Below are 14,486 nucleotides of genomic sequence, written 5' to 3'. Positions count from 1 at the left end.
GCTCTCCAACAAAAATCAGTCCACAAACAAGGTAGCGGGTTGTTCGAGCAAGCCACGGATGGCCTGGATGAATAGCGCCGCGTCCATGCCGTCGACCACGCGGTGATCGAAGGAGCTGGAGAGGTTCATCATCTTGCGGATCACGATCTGGCCTTTGATCACCATTGGCCGTTCGACGATCTTGTTCACGCCGACAATCGCCACTTCCGGCAGGTTCAGCACCGGCGTGCTGACGATGCCGCCCAAGGCGCCAAGGCTGGTCAGAGTGATGGTCGAGCCGGACAACTCGTCGCGGCTGGCCTTGCCGTTGCGCGCGGCAGTGGCCAGGCGAGCGATTTCCGCTGCGCTGTCCCACAGGCTGCGGGCTTCGGCGTGACGCACCACCGGCACCATCAGGCCAACGTCGCTCTGGGTCGCGACGCCCACATGCACCGCGCCAAGGCGGGTGATGACCTGGGCTTCGTCGTCGTAGCGGGCGTTCATCTGCGGGAAGTCGCGCAGGGCGACGACCATGGCACGGACCAGGAACGGCAGCAAAGTCAGCTTGCCGCGGGTCGCGCCGTGTTTTTCGTTGAGGTGCGCGCGCAGTTCTTCCACGGCGGTGACGTCGATTTCTTCGACATAACTGAAGTGGGCAGCACGCTGGGTGGCGTCCTGCATGCGCTGGGCGATCTTGCGGCGCATGCCGATCACCGGGATCTGCTGTTCATCGGTACGTTGGGCGTAAGCAGCCGCCACCGGTGCCGAAGCGTTCGACTGACCCTGGGCCAGGTAGGCGTCGAGGTCTTCATGCAGTACACGGCCGGCGGGGCCGCTGCCACGCACCAGGCGCAATTGAATGCCGAGGTCCAGCGCATGCTTGCGCACGGCCGGGGAGGCCAGCGGGCGCTCATCGGCCTGGCGAGCAACCATCGGGCCCTGGCAGACGGCAGCTTTCGGCGCCGGGGCAGCAACCGGTTTGCTTTCAGCCACGGCTTCAACTTTAGGTGTGGCCACCTGGGCTTCTTTAACGGGAGCCGGTTGCGCCGACTCCTTAACGTTACCCGCGCCTTCGACTTCAATGCTGATCAGCACACTGCCAACCGCCATGACTTCGCCCGGCTGGCCGCCAAGGGCGATGACCTTGCCATGCACCGGCGACGGGATATCGACCATCGCCTTGTCGGTCATGACATCGGCCAGCACCTGATCTTCGACGACCATGTCGCCGACCTTGACGTGCCATACCGACAATTCAACTTCTGCAATGCCTTCACCAATGTCCGGCATTTTAATGACGTGCGTGCCCATTCAGACCTCCATGACCCGTTTCAACGCCGCGCCCACTCGGGACGGGCCTGGGAAATACGCCCACTCTTGCGCGTGCGGGTAGGGGGTGTCCCAACCGGTGACGCGTTCGATCGGCGCTTCCAGGTGGTGGAAGCAATGCTCTTGCACCAGCGACACCAGTTCGGCGCCAAAGCCGCAGGTACGGGTCGCTTCGTGCACCACCACGCAACGGCCGGTCTTTTTCACCGATTTGACGATGGTTTCCAGGTCCAGCGGCCACAGGCTGCGCAGGTCGATGACTTCGGCGTCAACGCCGCTTTCTTCAGCAGCGACTTGCGATACGTACACGGTGGTGCCGTAGGTCAGCACGGTGACGTCCTTGCCCGGACGGGTGATCGCAGCGACGTCCAGCGGTACGGTGTAGTAACCGTCCGGCACTTGCGCGGCGGGGTGCTTCGACCACGGGGTTACCGGGCGGTCGTGGTGGCCGTCGAACGGGCCGTTGTACAGGCGTTTCGGCTCGAGGAAGATCACCGGGTCATCGTTTTCGATGGAGGCAATCAGCAAGCCCTTGGCGTCGTACGGGTTGGACGGCATCACCGTGCGCAAGCCGCAGACCTGGGTGAACATTGCCTCGATGCTCTGGCTGTGGGTCTGGCCGCCGTAGATGCCGCCGCCGCATGGCATGCGCAGGGTCATCGGTGCGGTGAATTCGCCAGCCGAGCGATAACGCAGGCGGGCGGCTTCGGAAATGATCTGGTCGGAGGCCGGGTACACGTAGTCGGCGAACTGGATTTCGGCCACCGGACGCAGACCGTAGGCGCCCATGCCCACGGCGACACCGACGATGCCGCTTTCGGAGATCGGCGCGTCGAACACCCGGGAGGTGCCGTACTTGTTCTGCAGGCCTTCGGTGCAGCGGAACACGCCGCCGAAGTAGCCCACGTCCTGGCCGAAGACCACGACGTTGTCGTCACGTTCAAGCATCACATCCATGGCCGAGCGCAGGGCCTGGATCATGGTCATGGTGGTCGTGGTCATGGCGGTTTCCAGCTCGATATTGTTGTTGTGATCGTTCATGTCAGATCCCCAACTCTTGACGCTGGCGCTTCAAGTGCTCCGGCATCTCTTTGTAGACGTCTTCGAACATGGTCGCGGCGCTCGGAATCTGGCCGCCGGCGAGGGTGCCGTACTGTTCGGCTTCTTTCTGTGCTGCGATCACTTCGGCTTCGAGCTCGGCGCTGACCGCGGTGTGTTCCTCTTCGGACCAGTGACCGGTCTTGATCAGGTGCTGCTTGAGGCGCGCGATCGGATCACCCAGCGGAAAGTGGCTCCAGTCATCGGCCGGACGGTATTTCGACGGATCATCGGAGGTCGAATGCGGGCCGGCGCGGTAGGTGACCCATTCGATCATGGTCGGGCCGAGGCCGCGGCGTGCGCGTTCGGCGGCCCAGGCAGAGGCGGCGTAGACCGCGTAGAAATCGTTGCCATCAACCCGCAGGGAGGCAATGCCGCAACCGACGCCACGACCGGCGAAGGTGGTCGCTTCACCACCGGCAATCGCCTGGAAGGTGGAGATCGCCCACTGGTTATTGACCACGTTGAGGATCACCGGCGCGCGGTACACGTGGGCGAACGTCAGGGCGGTGTGGAAGTCCGACTCGGCGGTGGCGCCGTCGCCGATCCACGCCGAAGCGATTTTGGTGTCGCCCTTGATCGCCGAGGCCATGCCCCAGCCCACGGCTTGCACGAACTGGGTGGCGAGGTTGCCGGAGATGGTGAAAAAACCGGATTCCTTGACCGAGTACATGATTGGCAACTGACGCCCCTTGAGCGGATCGCGCTCGTTGGACAGCAGCTGGCAGATCAGGCCGACCAACGGAACGTCGCGGGCCATCAGGATGCTTTGCTGGCGGTAGGTCGGGAAACACATGTCGTCGATGTTCAGGGCCAGGGCCTGGGCGCTGCCGATGGCTTCTTCGCCAAGGCTCTGCATGTAGAACGACATCTTTTTCTGACGCTGGGCGACCACCATGCGGTTATCGTAGATGCGGGTCTTGAGCATGGCACGCATGCCCTTGCGCAGGATCTCGCTAGAGACGCCTTCGGCCCAGGGACCGAGGGCATTGCCCTGGTCGTCGAGCACGCGAATCAGGCCACGGGCCAGGTCAGCCGTGTCAGCCGGTTCAACGTCGATTTGGGGTTTGCGCACCGTGCCGGCATCGGTCAGATGCAGGTAGGAGAAGTCGGTTTTACAGCCGGGACGGCCCGAGGGTTCGGGGACGTGCAGGCGCAGCGGTTCATACGCTTGGGTCATGGCTTCTACGCTCGATCTTGTGAATTTCTTGTAGTGAGCTGACAGATTTCGTTCGGTAGAAGAAATCTTGTCCTACAACAATCATAGGCCCGGCCAAGAAGAATATTTCTCTCTGTTTCGTTGCGCTAAAGATCATTTGCAGATAAAAAACCTGCATAAACACAAAAAACAGGTGGTTTTGTCTCATGCGCAAACTGGACCGTACCGACATCGGCATTCTCAACAGCCTTCAGGAGAATGCGCGCATCACCAACGCCGACCTCGCGCGTTCGGTGAACCTGTCGCCGACCCCGTGCTTCAACCGGGTCAAGGCCATGGAAGAACTGGGGGTGATTCGCGAGCAAGTGACGCTGCTTGATGCCGACCTGCTGGGGCTGCATGTGAACGTGTTCATTCACGTCAGCCTGGAGAAACAGGTGGAGGAGGCGTTGCAGCATTTCGAAGAGGCGATTTCCGATCGCCCCGAAGTGATGGAGTGCTACCTGATGGCCGGCGACCCGGACTATCTGATCCGGGTGCTGGTGCCGACCATCCAGTCGCTGGAACGCTTCATGATGGACTTTCTGACCAAGGTGCCGGGGGTGGCGAACATCCGGTCGAGCTTTGCGCTCAAGCAGGTGCGATACAAGACCGCGCTGCCGTTGCCGGCCAATGGGTTGACCCTGGGTAATTGAAGGTCAAAAGATCGCAGCCTTTAGAGCTTGTTGATCGGGATTTTCAGGTAGGTCACGCCGTTGTCCTCGGCTGGCGGCAAATTCCCCGCCCGTACGTTCACCTGGATCGCCGGCAGCAACAGTGTCGGCATCCCCAACCCTGCATCGCGCCGGGTGCGCATTTCCACGAAGGCGTTTTCGTCGATACCGTCGCGTACGTGAATGTTGTGTTTGCGCTGTTCACCGACGGTGGTCATGCATTCGGACGCGCGTCCCTCGGGCGGGTAGTCGTGGCAGACGTACAGGCGCACGCTGGCGGGGAAGGCCAGCAGTTTCTGGATCGAGGCAAACATCTGGTTGGCATTGCCGCCGGGGAAGTCACAACGGGCAGAGCCGACGTCGGGCATGAACATCGTATCGCCCACCAGAATTACATCTGCGTCGATCAGGTAGGCCATGTCCGCCGGGGTATGGCCGGGCACGTGCAGGGCGGTCGCCTTGAGGTTGCCGATCATGAACGATTCGTTGGGGGCGAACAGCTGATCGAACTGGGAACCGTCGACGCGAAAGGATGGCTCCAGATTGAACAGCGCCTTGAACACGTCCTGGACCTTGCTGATGGACTCGCCAATGGCGATTTTGCCGCCAAGCTCCCTACGCAGATACGGCGCGGCGGACAGGTGATCGGCATGGGCGTGGGTTTCCAGCAGCCATTGCACTTGCAACTGACGGGCGCGGACGAAGGCGATGATCCTGTCGGCCTGGGTGGTCGCGGTACGCCCGGCGGCGGCGTCGTAGTCGAGCACCGGATCGACAATCGCACACTGCCCGCCATCGGCCTCGTAGACCACGTAGCTGTAGGTCGAGGAGGCGGGGTCGAGGAAAGCTTCAATCAGCGCGGGCATGGACACGAACCTGTGCAGGGTAGGAAAAGCAAGACGGCGAAATTTCAGCCGTGGGTTGCAACATTATATATTTAAACATAATGTTTACAGCTTAAGTGACATTGAAGGCATCCTGCAAATGCAATCCATTCTGACCGAATGTGAAGTCGCCCAACTGCGCGCCTCGGCCTCCAAGGCCTGTGCGCTGCTCAAGGCCCTGGCCAATGAGGATCGCCTGTTGATCCTGTGCCAGCTGACTCAGGGCGAACGCAACGTAGGCGAGCTGGAAAAAATGACCGGCGTGCGCCAACCGACCCTGTCCCAGCAATTGGGGATCCTGCGCGATGAAGGACTGGTCGCCACCCGTCGTGAAGGCAAGTACATTTTTTACGGTCTCGCCAGTCACGAAGTGATCCAGGTGATGAAAACCCTCTCCGGGCTTTATTGCGGGGCGGTGCTAAAAAGCTGGATTCAACCCTGAATGCAAGCCAGCACACCAATCCAATGAGATTTCGTTTCGACTAGCATCAATCCTTGCGTGCAGCAAAAGGAACAAGCAATGAACGATCAACACTGGGGCCCATCCATCAGTGCAGATATCGTGGTCATCGGCGGCGGCACGGCGGGCATCGGCTTTGTCGCCAGCCTGCTCAAGCGTAGCCCGCATCTGAACATCACCGTGATCGAACCCGACTCCCGGCACTACTATCAACCGGCCTGGACACTGGTCGGCGGTGGTGCCTACAACGTGGAAAACACCGTGCGGCCGATGGCGTCGGTGATGCCGCGCGGGGCTCATTGGCTGCAGGCTGCCGTGACGGGCATCGATCCCGACAAGCGCCAACTCACCCTCGGTGACGCGCGCACGGTCAGCTATCAAAACCTGGTGGTCTGCCCCGGCCTGCGCCTGGCCTGGGAGAAAATCGAAGGACTGGAGGACACCCTCGGCCAGCACGGCGTGACTTCCAATTACAGCTACCGGCACGCGACCTACACCTGGGATCAGGTGCAGAAATTGCGCGGCGGCAAGGTGCTGTTCACCCAGCCGGCCATGCCGATCAAATGTGCCGGAGCGCCACAAAAGGCGCTGTATCTGTCCTGCGATCACTGGCGCAAGACCGGTGTGCTGGACAACATCGACGTCGAATTCAATCTCGCGGGCGCGGCGCTGTTTGGGGTGGCGACCTTTGTCCCGCCACTGATGAAGTACATCGAGAAGTACAAAGCCCGGTTGGCGTTCAACTCGAACCTGGTCAAGGTCGACGGCCCGGCGAAAACCGCGTGGTTCGACGTCAGGGATGCCGATGGCAATGTCACGCGCCAGGCAAAGTCCTTTGACCTGCTGCATGTCGTGCCGCCTCAGGTGGCCCCGGATTTCGTTGCCCGCAGTCCGCTGGCCGACGCCGCCGGCTGGTGCGAAGTCGACCCCCACAGCCTGCAGCATCCGCGTTATCCCGGCGTCTTCGCGCTGGGTGATATCTGCGGCACCACCAATGCGAAAACCGCCGCGGCGGTGCGCAAGCAGATCGTGGTGGTGGCCGAAAACCTGCTGGCCTTGCGCAAGCAACAGCCGCTGCCGTTGAAGTACGACGGCTATGGCTCCTGCCCGCTGACGGTGGAGAAGGGCAAGGTGATCCTTGCCGAGTTCGGGTACGCGGGCAAGTTGCTGCCGACCTTTCCCCTTGACCCGACGATCCCGCGCCGCTCGGCGTGGTGGCTGAAGGCGACACTGCTACCGTGGTTCTACTGGAACGGCATGCTCAAGGGCCGCGAGTGGCTGACACGTGTGACCAAGGTCGACTGAGAACTCCCTATGTTGCTGGCAAGTCTGTTTGGTGTAGTGATGGGGTTGGTGCTCGGCTTGACTGGCGCCGGCGGCGGTATCCTTGCGGTCCCGGCGCTGGTGTTGGGGTTGGGCTGGAGCATGACCCAGGCCGCTCCGGTGGCGTTGTTTGCAGTGGGCAGTGCGGCAGCGGTGGGTGCCATCGACGGCTTGCGCCATGGCCTGGTGCGTTATCGCGCGGCGCTGCTGATCGCCGCGCTCGGAGCGGTGTTTTCGCCGGTGGGCATCTACTTTGCCCACCAGTTGCCGGAAAAAATCCTGATGATCCTGTTCAGCCTGCTGATGGTCGTGGTGGCCGGGCGGATGTTGCGCCGCGAGCGCAAGGACGGGGGCCCCAGCGATCACGGTCAGGCCAACTGGGGCCAGAAGAACTGCATGCTCGATCAACAGACCGGGCGCTTTTCCTGGACCGCCAAATGCACCGCGACCCTCGCCGCGCTCGGGGCGGTGACTGGCGTAGTCTCAGGATTGCTGGGGGTGGGCGGTGGTTTTCTGATCGTCCCGGCCTTCAAGCAGCTGACCGACGTGCAGATGCGTGGGATCGTTGCCACGTCGCTGATGGTGATCAGCCTGATTTCTGCCATCGGTGTGATCGGCGCCTTCCATGCCGGGGTGCGCATCGACGGTTCGGGCATTGCCTTCATCGTCTCCAGCATCGTCGGCATGATCATCGGTCGCAAGCTCTGCGCCCGGGTGCCGGCGCGGGCGTTGCAGGTCGGGTTCGCCAGCATCTGCGTCGTGGTCGCCGCCTACATGCTGTTTCGGGCCAACGCCTAGCCGGTACCGGTTCCTGTGGACGCCACTGGGGTCCACAGGCCTACACCCTAAGTGGCGAGCCTCGCCGACCAGCGGTCTTACGCCATAGTGGTCGCGCACCGCCGGCCCATCCAAAGCACCTGAAAACCAGCCCCAAGGCAGCGTATGGCGCCGCCGGTCTGGTTTCGATAATCGCCTCCGACACTCAGTCCCCCGTTTCGGAGCGCGCCATGCACAACAATAAGAACGTCACGCATCGTTTTCTGCCTGCCATTATCGCCAGCCTGTCTGCCTTTGGCCTGAGCCAGGTGGCCGAGGCGGATATCATGCTGTACGACAAGGACCAGACCACGTTCTCCACCGACGGCTACATCAACGCCTTCTACGTGAACAGCGATGTCGACCGCGCCGGCGATCAGTTCGACCGTCGACAGGCCCGGGTCAAGATGGGGTTCCTGCCCAACTACCTGGGGTTCAACATGGGCAAGCAGGTAGACGATCTCAAGCTCGGCGCCCGTGCCTCGTTCTGGGTCACCATCAACGACAGCCAAACCAACGGCACCGACACCGCCATTGATGTGCGGCAGTTCTACGGCACCGTGGCCAACCCGGAATGGGGCGAAGTGCTGATCGGCAAGGACTTCGGGCTGTTCGCCCGCTCCAACATCCTGCTCGACGAAATGCTCGCCGGTTACGGTCAGGTCAGCGATACGTTGGGGCTGGTGGATGGCGGCGGGGTGTCGTTCGGCAACATCGGCACCGGTTACCCGTACCCGTTCCCGACCTCGCAGATCACCTATCGCACCCCGGTGATGGACGGACTGCGCGTGGCGGTCGGCATCATGGACCCGGTGGACACCAACGACAGCAGCCCGACGGGCAAGGCCTATCAGGAAAACCCGCGTACCGAGAGCGAAGTCACCTATCAGTTCGACCTGGCCGGGGCAAAGATCTACAGCTGGGTCAACGGCAGCTACCAGACCTCGGACAACACCGATTCCACGGTCGAGACCGTCACCTCCAAAGGTGTCGGTTATGGCGTGCAGGCGAAGATGGGCGGCTTGTCCCTCACCGGGTCCGGCTTCCAGGCCAAGGGCATCAACCCGTTTTTCACCAACAATGCCGGCGAGCCGACCCTGCGCAACGTCGACAGCGACGGCTACCTGTTGCAGGGCTCCTACAAACTGGGCAAGAACCGCCTGGCCTTGTCCTACGGCAAGACCAATGACGATGGCAACGGCGTGGTCGGCAGCGGCGCGGACTACGAGACCCGCGGCATCGCGTTGTTCCATGACGTGAACGACAACCTCAAGCTGGTGGCCGAGTACAACCAGTTCGAAATCAACGGCCACGACACCAACGAGCAGAACGAAAACACCGACACCTTTGCCGTGGGCGCGGTGCTGACCTGGTAACCCCGGGAGGTGGCCCTGGCCGTGCGCATCGCGGCGAGGGTCGCCAACCGTCTCATCCCATCGAAGCGGCTACCCGCTACCCAAGTAGCATTCGTCGCACCCCGCAGACTTCGTACACTCGTGCCTCATACACACGCACCTGCGGGAGGTAAGGATGCAGCAGAGCAATGGCGTCGTCAGCGCAATGTCCCAGGCCACCGATGCCCGGCAGGTCGCGCAGGAACTGGCACGACAGTTGTTGCATCCGCACCTGGGGTTCGTGCTGTTCTTCTGTTCCGCCGAGTACGACTTGCAGGCGCTGGGCCAGGCCTTGGAGCAAAGCTTCGGCGGCATTCGCCTGGCGGGTTGCACCAGCGCCGGAGAAATAACCCCGCTGGGCTACGGACGCAATTGCGTGACAGCGGTCGGCTTTGATCATCGGCACTTTTCCATCGCGGTCGAGCTGATCGACCAGATGGAGCACTTCAGCCTGATCGACGCCCAGCAAATGGTCGAGCGCCTGGTCAGTGGCTGTCGCAGCAACACCCTGGCACCGATCAAGGGCAACAGCTTTGCCCTGACCCTGCTCGATGGCCTGTCCAGCCGCGAAGAAATGGTCCTGGCCGCCTTGAGCGCGGCATTGGGCGACATTCCGCATTTCGGCGGCTCGGCCGGCGACGATAACTACCTGACCCATACCCATGTGTACTTCGATGGCGAGTTCCACAGCGGCGCGGCCGTGGTGGTGCTGGTCAATACCTGGCTGGATTTCGAAGTGTTCACCACCCACCACGTGCTGCCCCGCGCCGAAAAGCTGGTGGTCACCGGGGCCGACAGCACCTTGCGCCGGGTCTTCGAACTCAATGCCGAGCCGGCCGCCGCCGAGTACGCCCGGCACATCGGCGTGCCGGTGGCGCAGCTCGATCACCGGGTCTTCGCCGCGCACCCGTTGGCGGTGCGGATCAACCAGCAGTACTACGTGCGGGCCATCCAGCAGGTGCATCCAGACCTGAGCCTGAGTTTCTACTGCGCCGTGGAAAACGGCATCGTCCTCACCGCCATGACCCCGGGGCCGATGCTGCCGAACCTGCAGAGCCTGTTCGAGGGGTTGCAGGAACGCCTGGGCGATTTGCTGCTGACCATCGGTTGTGACTGTTTCCTGCGGCGTCTGGAACTCGAAGACGACGGCAGTCTTGATCAGATCGGCACGTTTTTGCGTGAGCAACGGGTGATGGGTTTCAACACCTATGGAGAACAGTTCAATGGCATGCACATCAACCAGACCTTCACCGGCGTTGCCATTGCCCGAGGCCGTGCCCCAGGACATCGCTGAGCTGCAGGCCGAACTGGCCAGGCTGCGCCTGGAAAACCATAAACTGCAACGCATCAATGGCGCGCTGATCGAACGGGTCGAGTCCGGGGGGACCCGCGGCAACGATCCGTACGCGGCATTCCAGCATTCGGTGGTGCTGGCCGAGCAAGTGCGCGAACGCACCGATGCCCTGAACCAGGCCATGGCCGAACTCAAGGCCGGTAATCATCTGCTCAGCGAAGCCCGCCTGCGCGCGGAAACGGCGCATCAACACCTGATCGATGCCATCGAAAGCATTTCCGACGCCTTCGTGCTGTTCGATGCAGAGCAGCGCATCGTACTGTTCAACAGTCGCTTCAAGGCGTTCTGGAGCAACAGCCGGGTGCGGATCAATGCCGGCATGCGCCTGACCGAGGTCAAGCGATTGATGATGAACAACGGCCTGTTCACCGAAGAGCCTCGGGGGCATGCCGACGAAAACCTGCTGTACCGCCTGCAGAACGGGCGCTGGCTGCAGGTCAGCGAGCGGCCGACCCAGGAAGGGGGGCGGGTGATCCTGTTCACCGACATTACCGACGTCAAACTCAGCGAAACCATGCGCCGTGAGCAGGCGGTGGCGCAGAAGTCGCACCTGTTGCAACGGGCGGTCGACAACCTGTCCCAAGGGGTGGCGATGGTCAGCGCCGAAGGCATCCTGGAGTTGTGGAACCGGCGTTTCCTGGAGTTGAGCGGTCTGGCGCCGGTGGCTGCCCATCGCCCGTTTGCCGAAGTGATCGCCGACAGCGAGTTGAACCTGCTGACCCCGGCCAGCCGCGATAGCAACGGGCGACCGGTCCGCGAGTGCGAACAGCGCCTGTACGATGGCCGGGTCCTGGAAATCCGCACCCATCCGTTACCCACCGGCGGTTTCGTCAACACCTTCACCGACATCACCGAACGCTACCAGCACGCCGAAGCGCTGAGTGAAAGCGAACACTGGATTCGCCTGATCACCGATCACGTACCGGCATTGATTGCCTACCTCAATGCCGACCTGGTCTACGAGTTCACCAACAAGGTCTACGAAGAATGGTACTGCTGGCCCCGCGGCGTGATGCTCGGCCAGAGCCTGCGCGAAGTGCACAGCGAGCAGCATTACCAGCGCCTGGAGTCCTACGTGGCCAGGGCGCTGGCCGGCGAGAGCGTGACCTTCGAGTTCGCCGAAACCAACGTCAACAACCAGGAGCGCTACATGCTGCGCTCCTATGTGCCCAACCGTCTGGCCAGTGGCGAGGTGGTGGGGATTTTCGTGCTGATCCGCGACATCACTGAACGCCGCCGCACCGCCGAGGCGCTGCATCAGGCGTATCAGAACCTTGAGCTGCGGGTACGCGAGCGCACGGCGGAACTGACCACCCTCAACGATCAGTTGTTGCGCGAGATCGATGAGCGTCGGCTGGTCGAGTCACGCTTGCGCGAAGCCAAGCAGGAAGCCGAGCAGGCCAACCTGTCGAAGACCAAGTTCCTCGCCGCCGTCAGCCACGACCTGCTGCAACCGTTGAATGCCGCGCGCCTGTTTACCAGTGCCTTGCTGGAACGGCGCGAGCCGATGTCCAGCGAGATTCTGGTGCGCAACGTGAGCAATTCCCTGGAAGACGTGGAGAACCTGCTTGGCACCCTGGTGGACATTTCCAAGCTCGATGCGGGGGTGATCAAGGCCGACATTGCGCCGTTCGCCCTCAGTGAACTGCTGGACAACCTGGCCGCCGAATACACCCAGGTGGCGCGCAGTGAAGGCCTGCAACTGCACTTCATCGGCTGTTCGGCGCTGGTGCGCAGCGACATCCAGCTGCTGGCGCGGATTCTGCGCAATCTGCTGAGCAATGCGATTCGCTATACCTACAGTGGTCGCGTGGTGCTCGGTTGCCGGCGGCATCATCAGTGCCTGACGATCGAAGTCTGGGACAGCGGCATGGGCATTGCCGAGCATCGCCTGGAGGAGATTTTCCAGGAGTTCAAGCGCGGCGATGTGCAGCGCCCCGATCAGGATCGCGGTCTGGGCCTGGGCCTGGCGATTGTCGAGAAGATCGCCGGCATCCTCGGGCATCCCATTCATGTGCGCTCGTGGCCGGGCCGGGGCTCGATGTTTTCGGTCGAAGTGCCTTTGAGCGCCACCGCGCCGACACCGCCGCCGGCGTTGCAGATGAGCGAGCCGATGCTTGAGCGCCTGCGGGGTGCGCGGATATGGGTGCTGGACAACGACGCGACCATCTGTGCCGGCATGCGCACCTTGCTGGAGGGATGGGGGTGTCGGGTGGTGACGGCGCTGTCGGAGGAGGACCTGGCGCGGCAAGTGGACAACTACCACGCCGAGGCCGACCTGCTGATCGCCGACTACCACCTGGACAACGATCAGAACGGTGTCGATGCGGTGGCAAGAATCAATGCCCGTCGTGCTTCACCGATTCCGGCGATGATGATCACCGCCAACTACAGCAATGAACTCAAGCTGCAGATCCGCGAACTGGGCCACACCCTGATGCACAAGCCGGTGCGGCCGATGAAGCTGAAGACGGCGATGAGTCATCTACTCGACCGGCCTTGATATCTCGACGTTTTCACCACCGCTATCGCGAGCAGGCTCACTCCTACAGGTACATCGCTGTCCCTGTAGGAGTGAGCCTGCTCGCGATGGAGGCGCCGCGGTCTTGAATCAACGCCGCAGATAAGACCCGAAATCAATATCCCCGGCACTCAGGATCGCCTGCACCCGGTTGTGCACGTTGAGCTTGCGCAGGATCGCCGAGACGTGGGCCTTGACCGTGGTCTCGGCGATTTCCAGGGTGTAGGCGATCTGCTTGTTCGATTCGCCCTTGGTCATGCGTTCCAGCACCTGCAGTTGCTTGCGGGTCAGGGCCTGGAGCAGTTCGGGCGGGAAGCTCGGGGTGTCGTTCATCCGCCGGTGGGTGCTGCTTTTGCCGGTGCGGATGATGTCCGGAGGCAGGTAGACATTGCCATTGAGAATCTGCTGGATCGCATCGGTCATCTGGGTGCGGGGTGACGACTTGGTGATGAAACCCACCGCACCATAGGTGATGGCTTGCAGCACGATCTGCTTGTCTTGCTCGGCGGAGACGATCACCACGGGAATGGTCGGCGCTTCGTTACGCAGGTTGATCAGGCCATTGAGCCCGTGCATGCCGGGCATGTTCAGGTCGAGCAGGATCAGGTCCAGGTCATCGTGTTCCTGGGTCAGGGCCAGGGCGCTGTCCAGGTCGGCGGTTTCCATCACTTCGCTGCCGGCAAAACCGTCGCTGATGACGTTGTGAATGGCTTCGCGAAACAGCGGGTGATCGTCGGCAATCAGGATTTTGTACATGGCCTTTCACCTCATTATTTTGATTATGGTGTGGCAACAACACGCACGCGTAAAGCTCAGGGAAAGGGTTCGGGCCGGGCTGGCGAAACCGGCAGATTGGCCGCTTGCCAGGCATCCAGGCCATCGCGATACCAATACAGAGTCTTATAGCCCATGGTGGCTGCGCGCTTGACCGCATTCCAGCTCAACCAGCAGTCGGAGCGGCAGTAGAAGACCAGCGGTTGCGTCGGGTCGCCGGCGGTCAGCTTTTTCAGGTTGGTGGCGAAATAGTCCTGCCATTGCGGCGTCAGGTCGCCATCCCCGGTATTGGCCAGCCAATGGCTGCCGGGCAGGTTTTCATGGGGCTGGTCTTCGATGAATTGCCCTTGCAGCCACTGACGGCGGTAGACGTCGATCAGCACCGGGTGCGGAGTTTGATTGAGCAGGGTTTGCAGGGCGGGGGTGTCGATGATGGTTGCGCCTTGCAGCTGGTCGGGCGTCGGGCTGCGGTACAGGCCGATGCGATAGCCATCTGCGGAGAACAGCGCTGTGTCGGCCTGCGCGGTGCTCAGCAGCAGATTCAGCGACAGGGCGGCGAAAGCAGGGCGCAACAGGCAACGTCGGGCGCGTGGCATGGGTTCAGTCCTTATAGTTATGGACCTATTACATGCCAGTCGGGGGGGCTTTGGGAATGCGACGATAGACAGGGAAACCAGTACTA

General features: G+C 62.0%; 13 protein-coding genes. 7 read left to right on the top strand and 6 right to left on the bottom strand.

Annotation, left to right across the window (positions count from 1 at the left end; all coding sequences use genetic code 11):
- Positions 1–15: 15 nt before the first annotated feature.
- The 3 genes from KGB07_RS28270 to KGB07_RS28260 are packed head-to-tail and all read right to left on the bottom strand — an operon-like array spanning position 16 to position 3,586.
- Positions 16–1,290, bottom strand: a complete 1,275-nt coding sequence (locus KGB07_RS28270; protein WP_046037317.1) for a dihydrolipoamide acetyltransferase family protein — start codon at positions 1,288–1,290, stop codon at positions 16–18.
- Positions 1,291–2,349, bottom strand: a complete 1,059-nt coding sequence (locus KGB07_RS28265) for an alpha-ketoacid dehydrogenase subunit beta (RefSeq protein ID WP_015095444.1) — start codon at positions 2,347–2,349, stop codon at positions 1,291–1,293. It lies immediately after the preceding gene.
- Between the two features lies 1 nt (position 2,350).
- Positions 2,351–3,586 (bottom strand): 3-methyl-2-oxobutanoate dehydrogenase (2-methylpropanoyl-transferring) subunit alpha, encoded by a 1,236-nt coding sequence (locus KGB07_RS28260; protein ID WP_046037314.1) that lies wholly within the window; start codon positions 3,584–3,586, stop codon positions 2,351–2,353.
- 185 nt (positions 3,587–3,771) lie between these two features.
- On the opposite strand from KGB07_RS28260, the gene bkdR reads away from it, so the two are divergent.
- Complete coding sequence (gene bkdR, locus KGB07_RS28255) at positions 3,772–4,260, top strand: Bkd operon transcriptional regulator BkdR (protein WP_007976593.1); 489 nt, start codon at positions 3,772–3,774, stop codon at positions 4,258–4,260.
- Between the two features lie 20 nt (positions 4,261–4,280).
- On the opposite strand, the gene KGB07_RS28250 is transcribed toward bkdR, so the two are convergent.
- Positions 4,281–5,144 carry an MBL fold metallo-hydrolase gene (locus tag KGB07_RS28250; protein ID WP_223467321.1) on the bottom strand — a complete coding sequence of 288 codons (864 nt, stop codon included), beginning with the start codon at positions 5,142–5,144 and terminating at the stop codon, positions 4,281–4,283.
- A 118-nt stretch (positions 5,145–5,262) separates the two neighbouring features.
- Here KGB07_RS28250 and KGB07_RS28245 point away from each other — a divergent pair, with 118 nt between their 5' ends.
- From KGB07_RS28245 to nahK, 6 genes are all read left to right on the top strand, one after another.
- Positions 5,263–5,604, top strand: a complete 342-nt coding sequence (locus tag KGB07_RS28245; protein WP_046037309.1) for an ArsR/SmtB family transcription factor — start codon at positions 5,263–5,265, stop codon at positions 5,602–5,604.
- A gap of 78 nt (positions 5,605–5,682) precedes the next feature.
- On the top strand, positions 5,683–6,927 hold the full coding sequence (locus KGB07_RS28240; RefSeq protein ID WP_223467319.1) for an FAD/NAD(P)-binding oxidoreductase: 1,245 nt from the start codon (positions 5,683–5,685) through the stop codon (positions 6,925–6,927).
- A 9-nt stretch (positions 6,928–6,936) separates the two neighbouring features.
- Complete coding sequence (locus KGB07_RS28235; protein WP_223467317.1) at positions 6,937–7,743, top strand: sulfite exporter TauE/SafE family protein; 807 nt, start codon at positions 6,937–6,939, stop codon at positions 7,741–7,743.
- 209 nt (positions 7,744–7,952) lie between these two features.
- Complete coding sequence (locus KGB07_RS28230) at positions 7,953–9,137, top strand: porin (RefSeq protein WP_046037306.1); 1,185 nt, start codon at positions 7,953–7,955, stop codon at positions 9,135–9,137.
- A 154-nt stretch (positions 9,138–9,291) separates the two neighbouring features.
- Positions 9,292–10,449: a nitric oxide-sensing protein NosP gene (gene nosP / locus KGB07_RS28225; RefSeq protein ID WP_046037305.1), complete on the top strand. Its 1,158-nt coding sequence runs from the start codon at positions 9,292–9,294 to the stop codon at positions 10,447–10,449.
- Positions 10,418–13,012: a hybrid sensor histidine kinase/response regulator NahK/ErcS' gene (gene nahK / locus KGB07_RS28220; RefSeq protein ID WP_046037304.1), complete on the top strand. Its 2,595-nt coding sequence runs from the start codon at positions 10,418–10,420 to the stop codon at positions 13,010–13,012. Before nosP ends, nahK begins: the two co-directional genes overlap by 32 nt.
- 108 nt (positions 13,013–13,120) lie before the next feature.
- On the opposite strand, the gene KGB07_RS28215 is transcribed toward nahK, so the two are convergent.
- On the bottom strand, positions 13,121–13,786 hold the full coding sequence (locus KGB07_RS28215) for a response regulator transcription factor (protein ID WP_223467315.1): 666 nt from the start codon (positions 13,784–13,786) through the stop codon (positions 13,121–13,123).
- 56 nt (positions 13,787–13,842) lie between these two features.
- On the bottom strand, positions 13,843–14,400 hold the full coding sequence (locus KGB07_RS28210; RefSeq protein ID WP_046037301.1) for a PQQ-dependent catabolism-associated CXXCW motif protein: 558 nt from the start codon (positions 14,398–14,400) through the stop codon (positions 13,843–13,845).
- Between the last annotated feature and the right edge of the window lie 86 nt (positions 14,401–14,486).

The sequence above is a fragment of the Pseudomonas sp. GL-RE-26 genome (assembly GCF_019956275.1).
Lineage (GTDB): Bacteria > Pseudomonadota > Gammaproteobacteria > Pseudomonadales > Pseudomonadaceae > Aquipseudomonas > Aquipseudomonas grandcourensis.
This window is presented reverse-complemented; position numbering and strand designations above follow the sequence as displayed.

Bases quoted from the DNA above. Each gene is read 5' to 3' on its own strand.
- KGB07_RS28270 (WP_046037317.1), bottom strand. From the start codon at position 1,290: ATGGGCACGCACGTCATTAAAATGCCGGACATTGGTGAAGGCATTGCA.
- KGB07_RS28265 (WP_015095444.1), bottom strand. From the start codon at position 2,349: ATGAACGATCACAACAACAATATCGAGCTGGAAACCGCCATGACCACG.
- KGB07_RS28260 (WP_046037314.1), bottom strand. From the start codon at position 3,586: ATGACCCAAGCGTATGAACCGCTGCGCCTGCACGTCCCCGAACCCTCG.
- bkdR (WP_007976593.1), top strand. From the start codon at position 3,772: ATGCGCAAACTGGACCGTACCGACATCGGCATTCTCAACAGCCTTCAG.
- KGB07_RS28250 (WP_223467321.1), bottom strand. From the start codon at position 5,144: ATGCCCGCGCTGATTGAAGCTTTCCTCGACCCCGCCTCCTCGACCTAC.
- KGB07_RS28245 (WP_046037309.1), top strand. From the start codon at position 5,263: ATGCAATCCATTCTGACCGAATGTGAAGTCGCCCAACTGCGCGCCTCG.
- KGB07_RS28240 (WP_223467319.1), top strand. From the start codon at position 5,683: ATGAACGATCAACACTGGGGCCCATCCATCAGTGCAGATATCGTGGTC.
- KGB07_RS28235 (WP_223467317.1), top strand. From the start codon at position 6,937: ATGTTGCTGGCAAGTCTGTTTGGTGTAGTGATGGGGTTGGTGCTCGGC.
- KGB07_RS28230 (WP_046037306.1), top strand. From the start codon at position 7,953: ATGCACAACAATAAGAACGTCACGCATCGTTTTCTGCCTGCCATTATC.
- nosP (WP_046037305.1), top strand. From the start codon at position 9,292: ATGCAGCAGAGCAATGGCGTCGTCAGCGCAATGTCCCAGGCCACCGAT.
- KGB07_RS28215 (WP_223467315.1), bottom strand. From the start codon at position 13,786: ATGTACAAAATCCTGATTGCCGACGATCACCCGCTGTTTCGCGAAGCC.
- KGB07_RS28210 (WP_046037301.1), bottom strand. From the start codon at position 14,400: ATGCCACGCGCCCGACGTTGCCTGTTGCGCCCTGCTTTCGCCGCCCTG.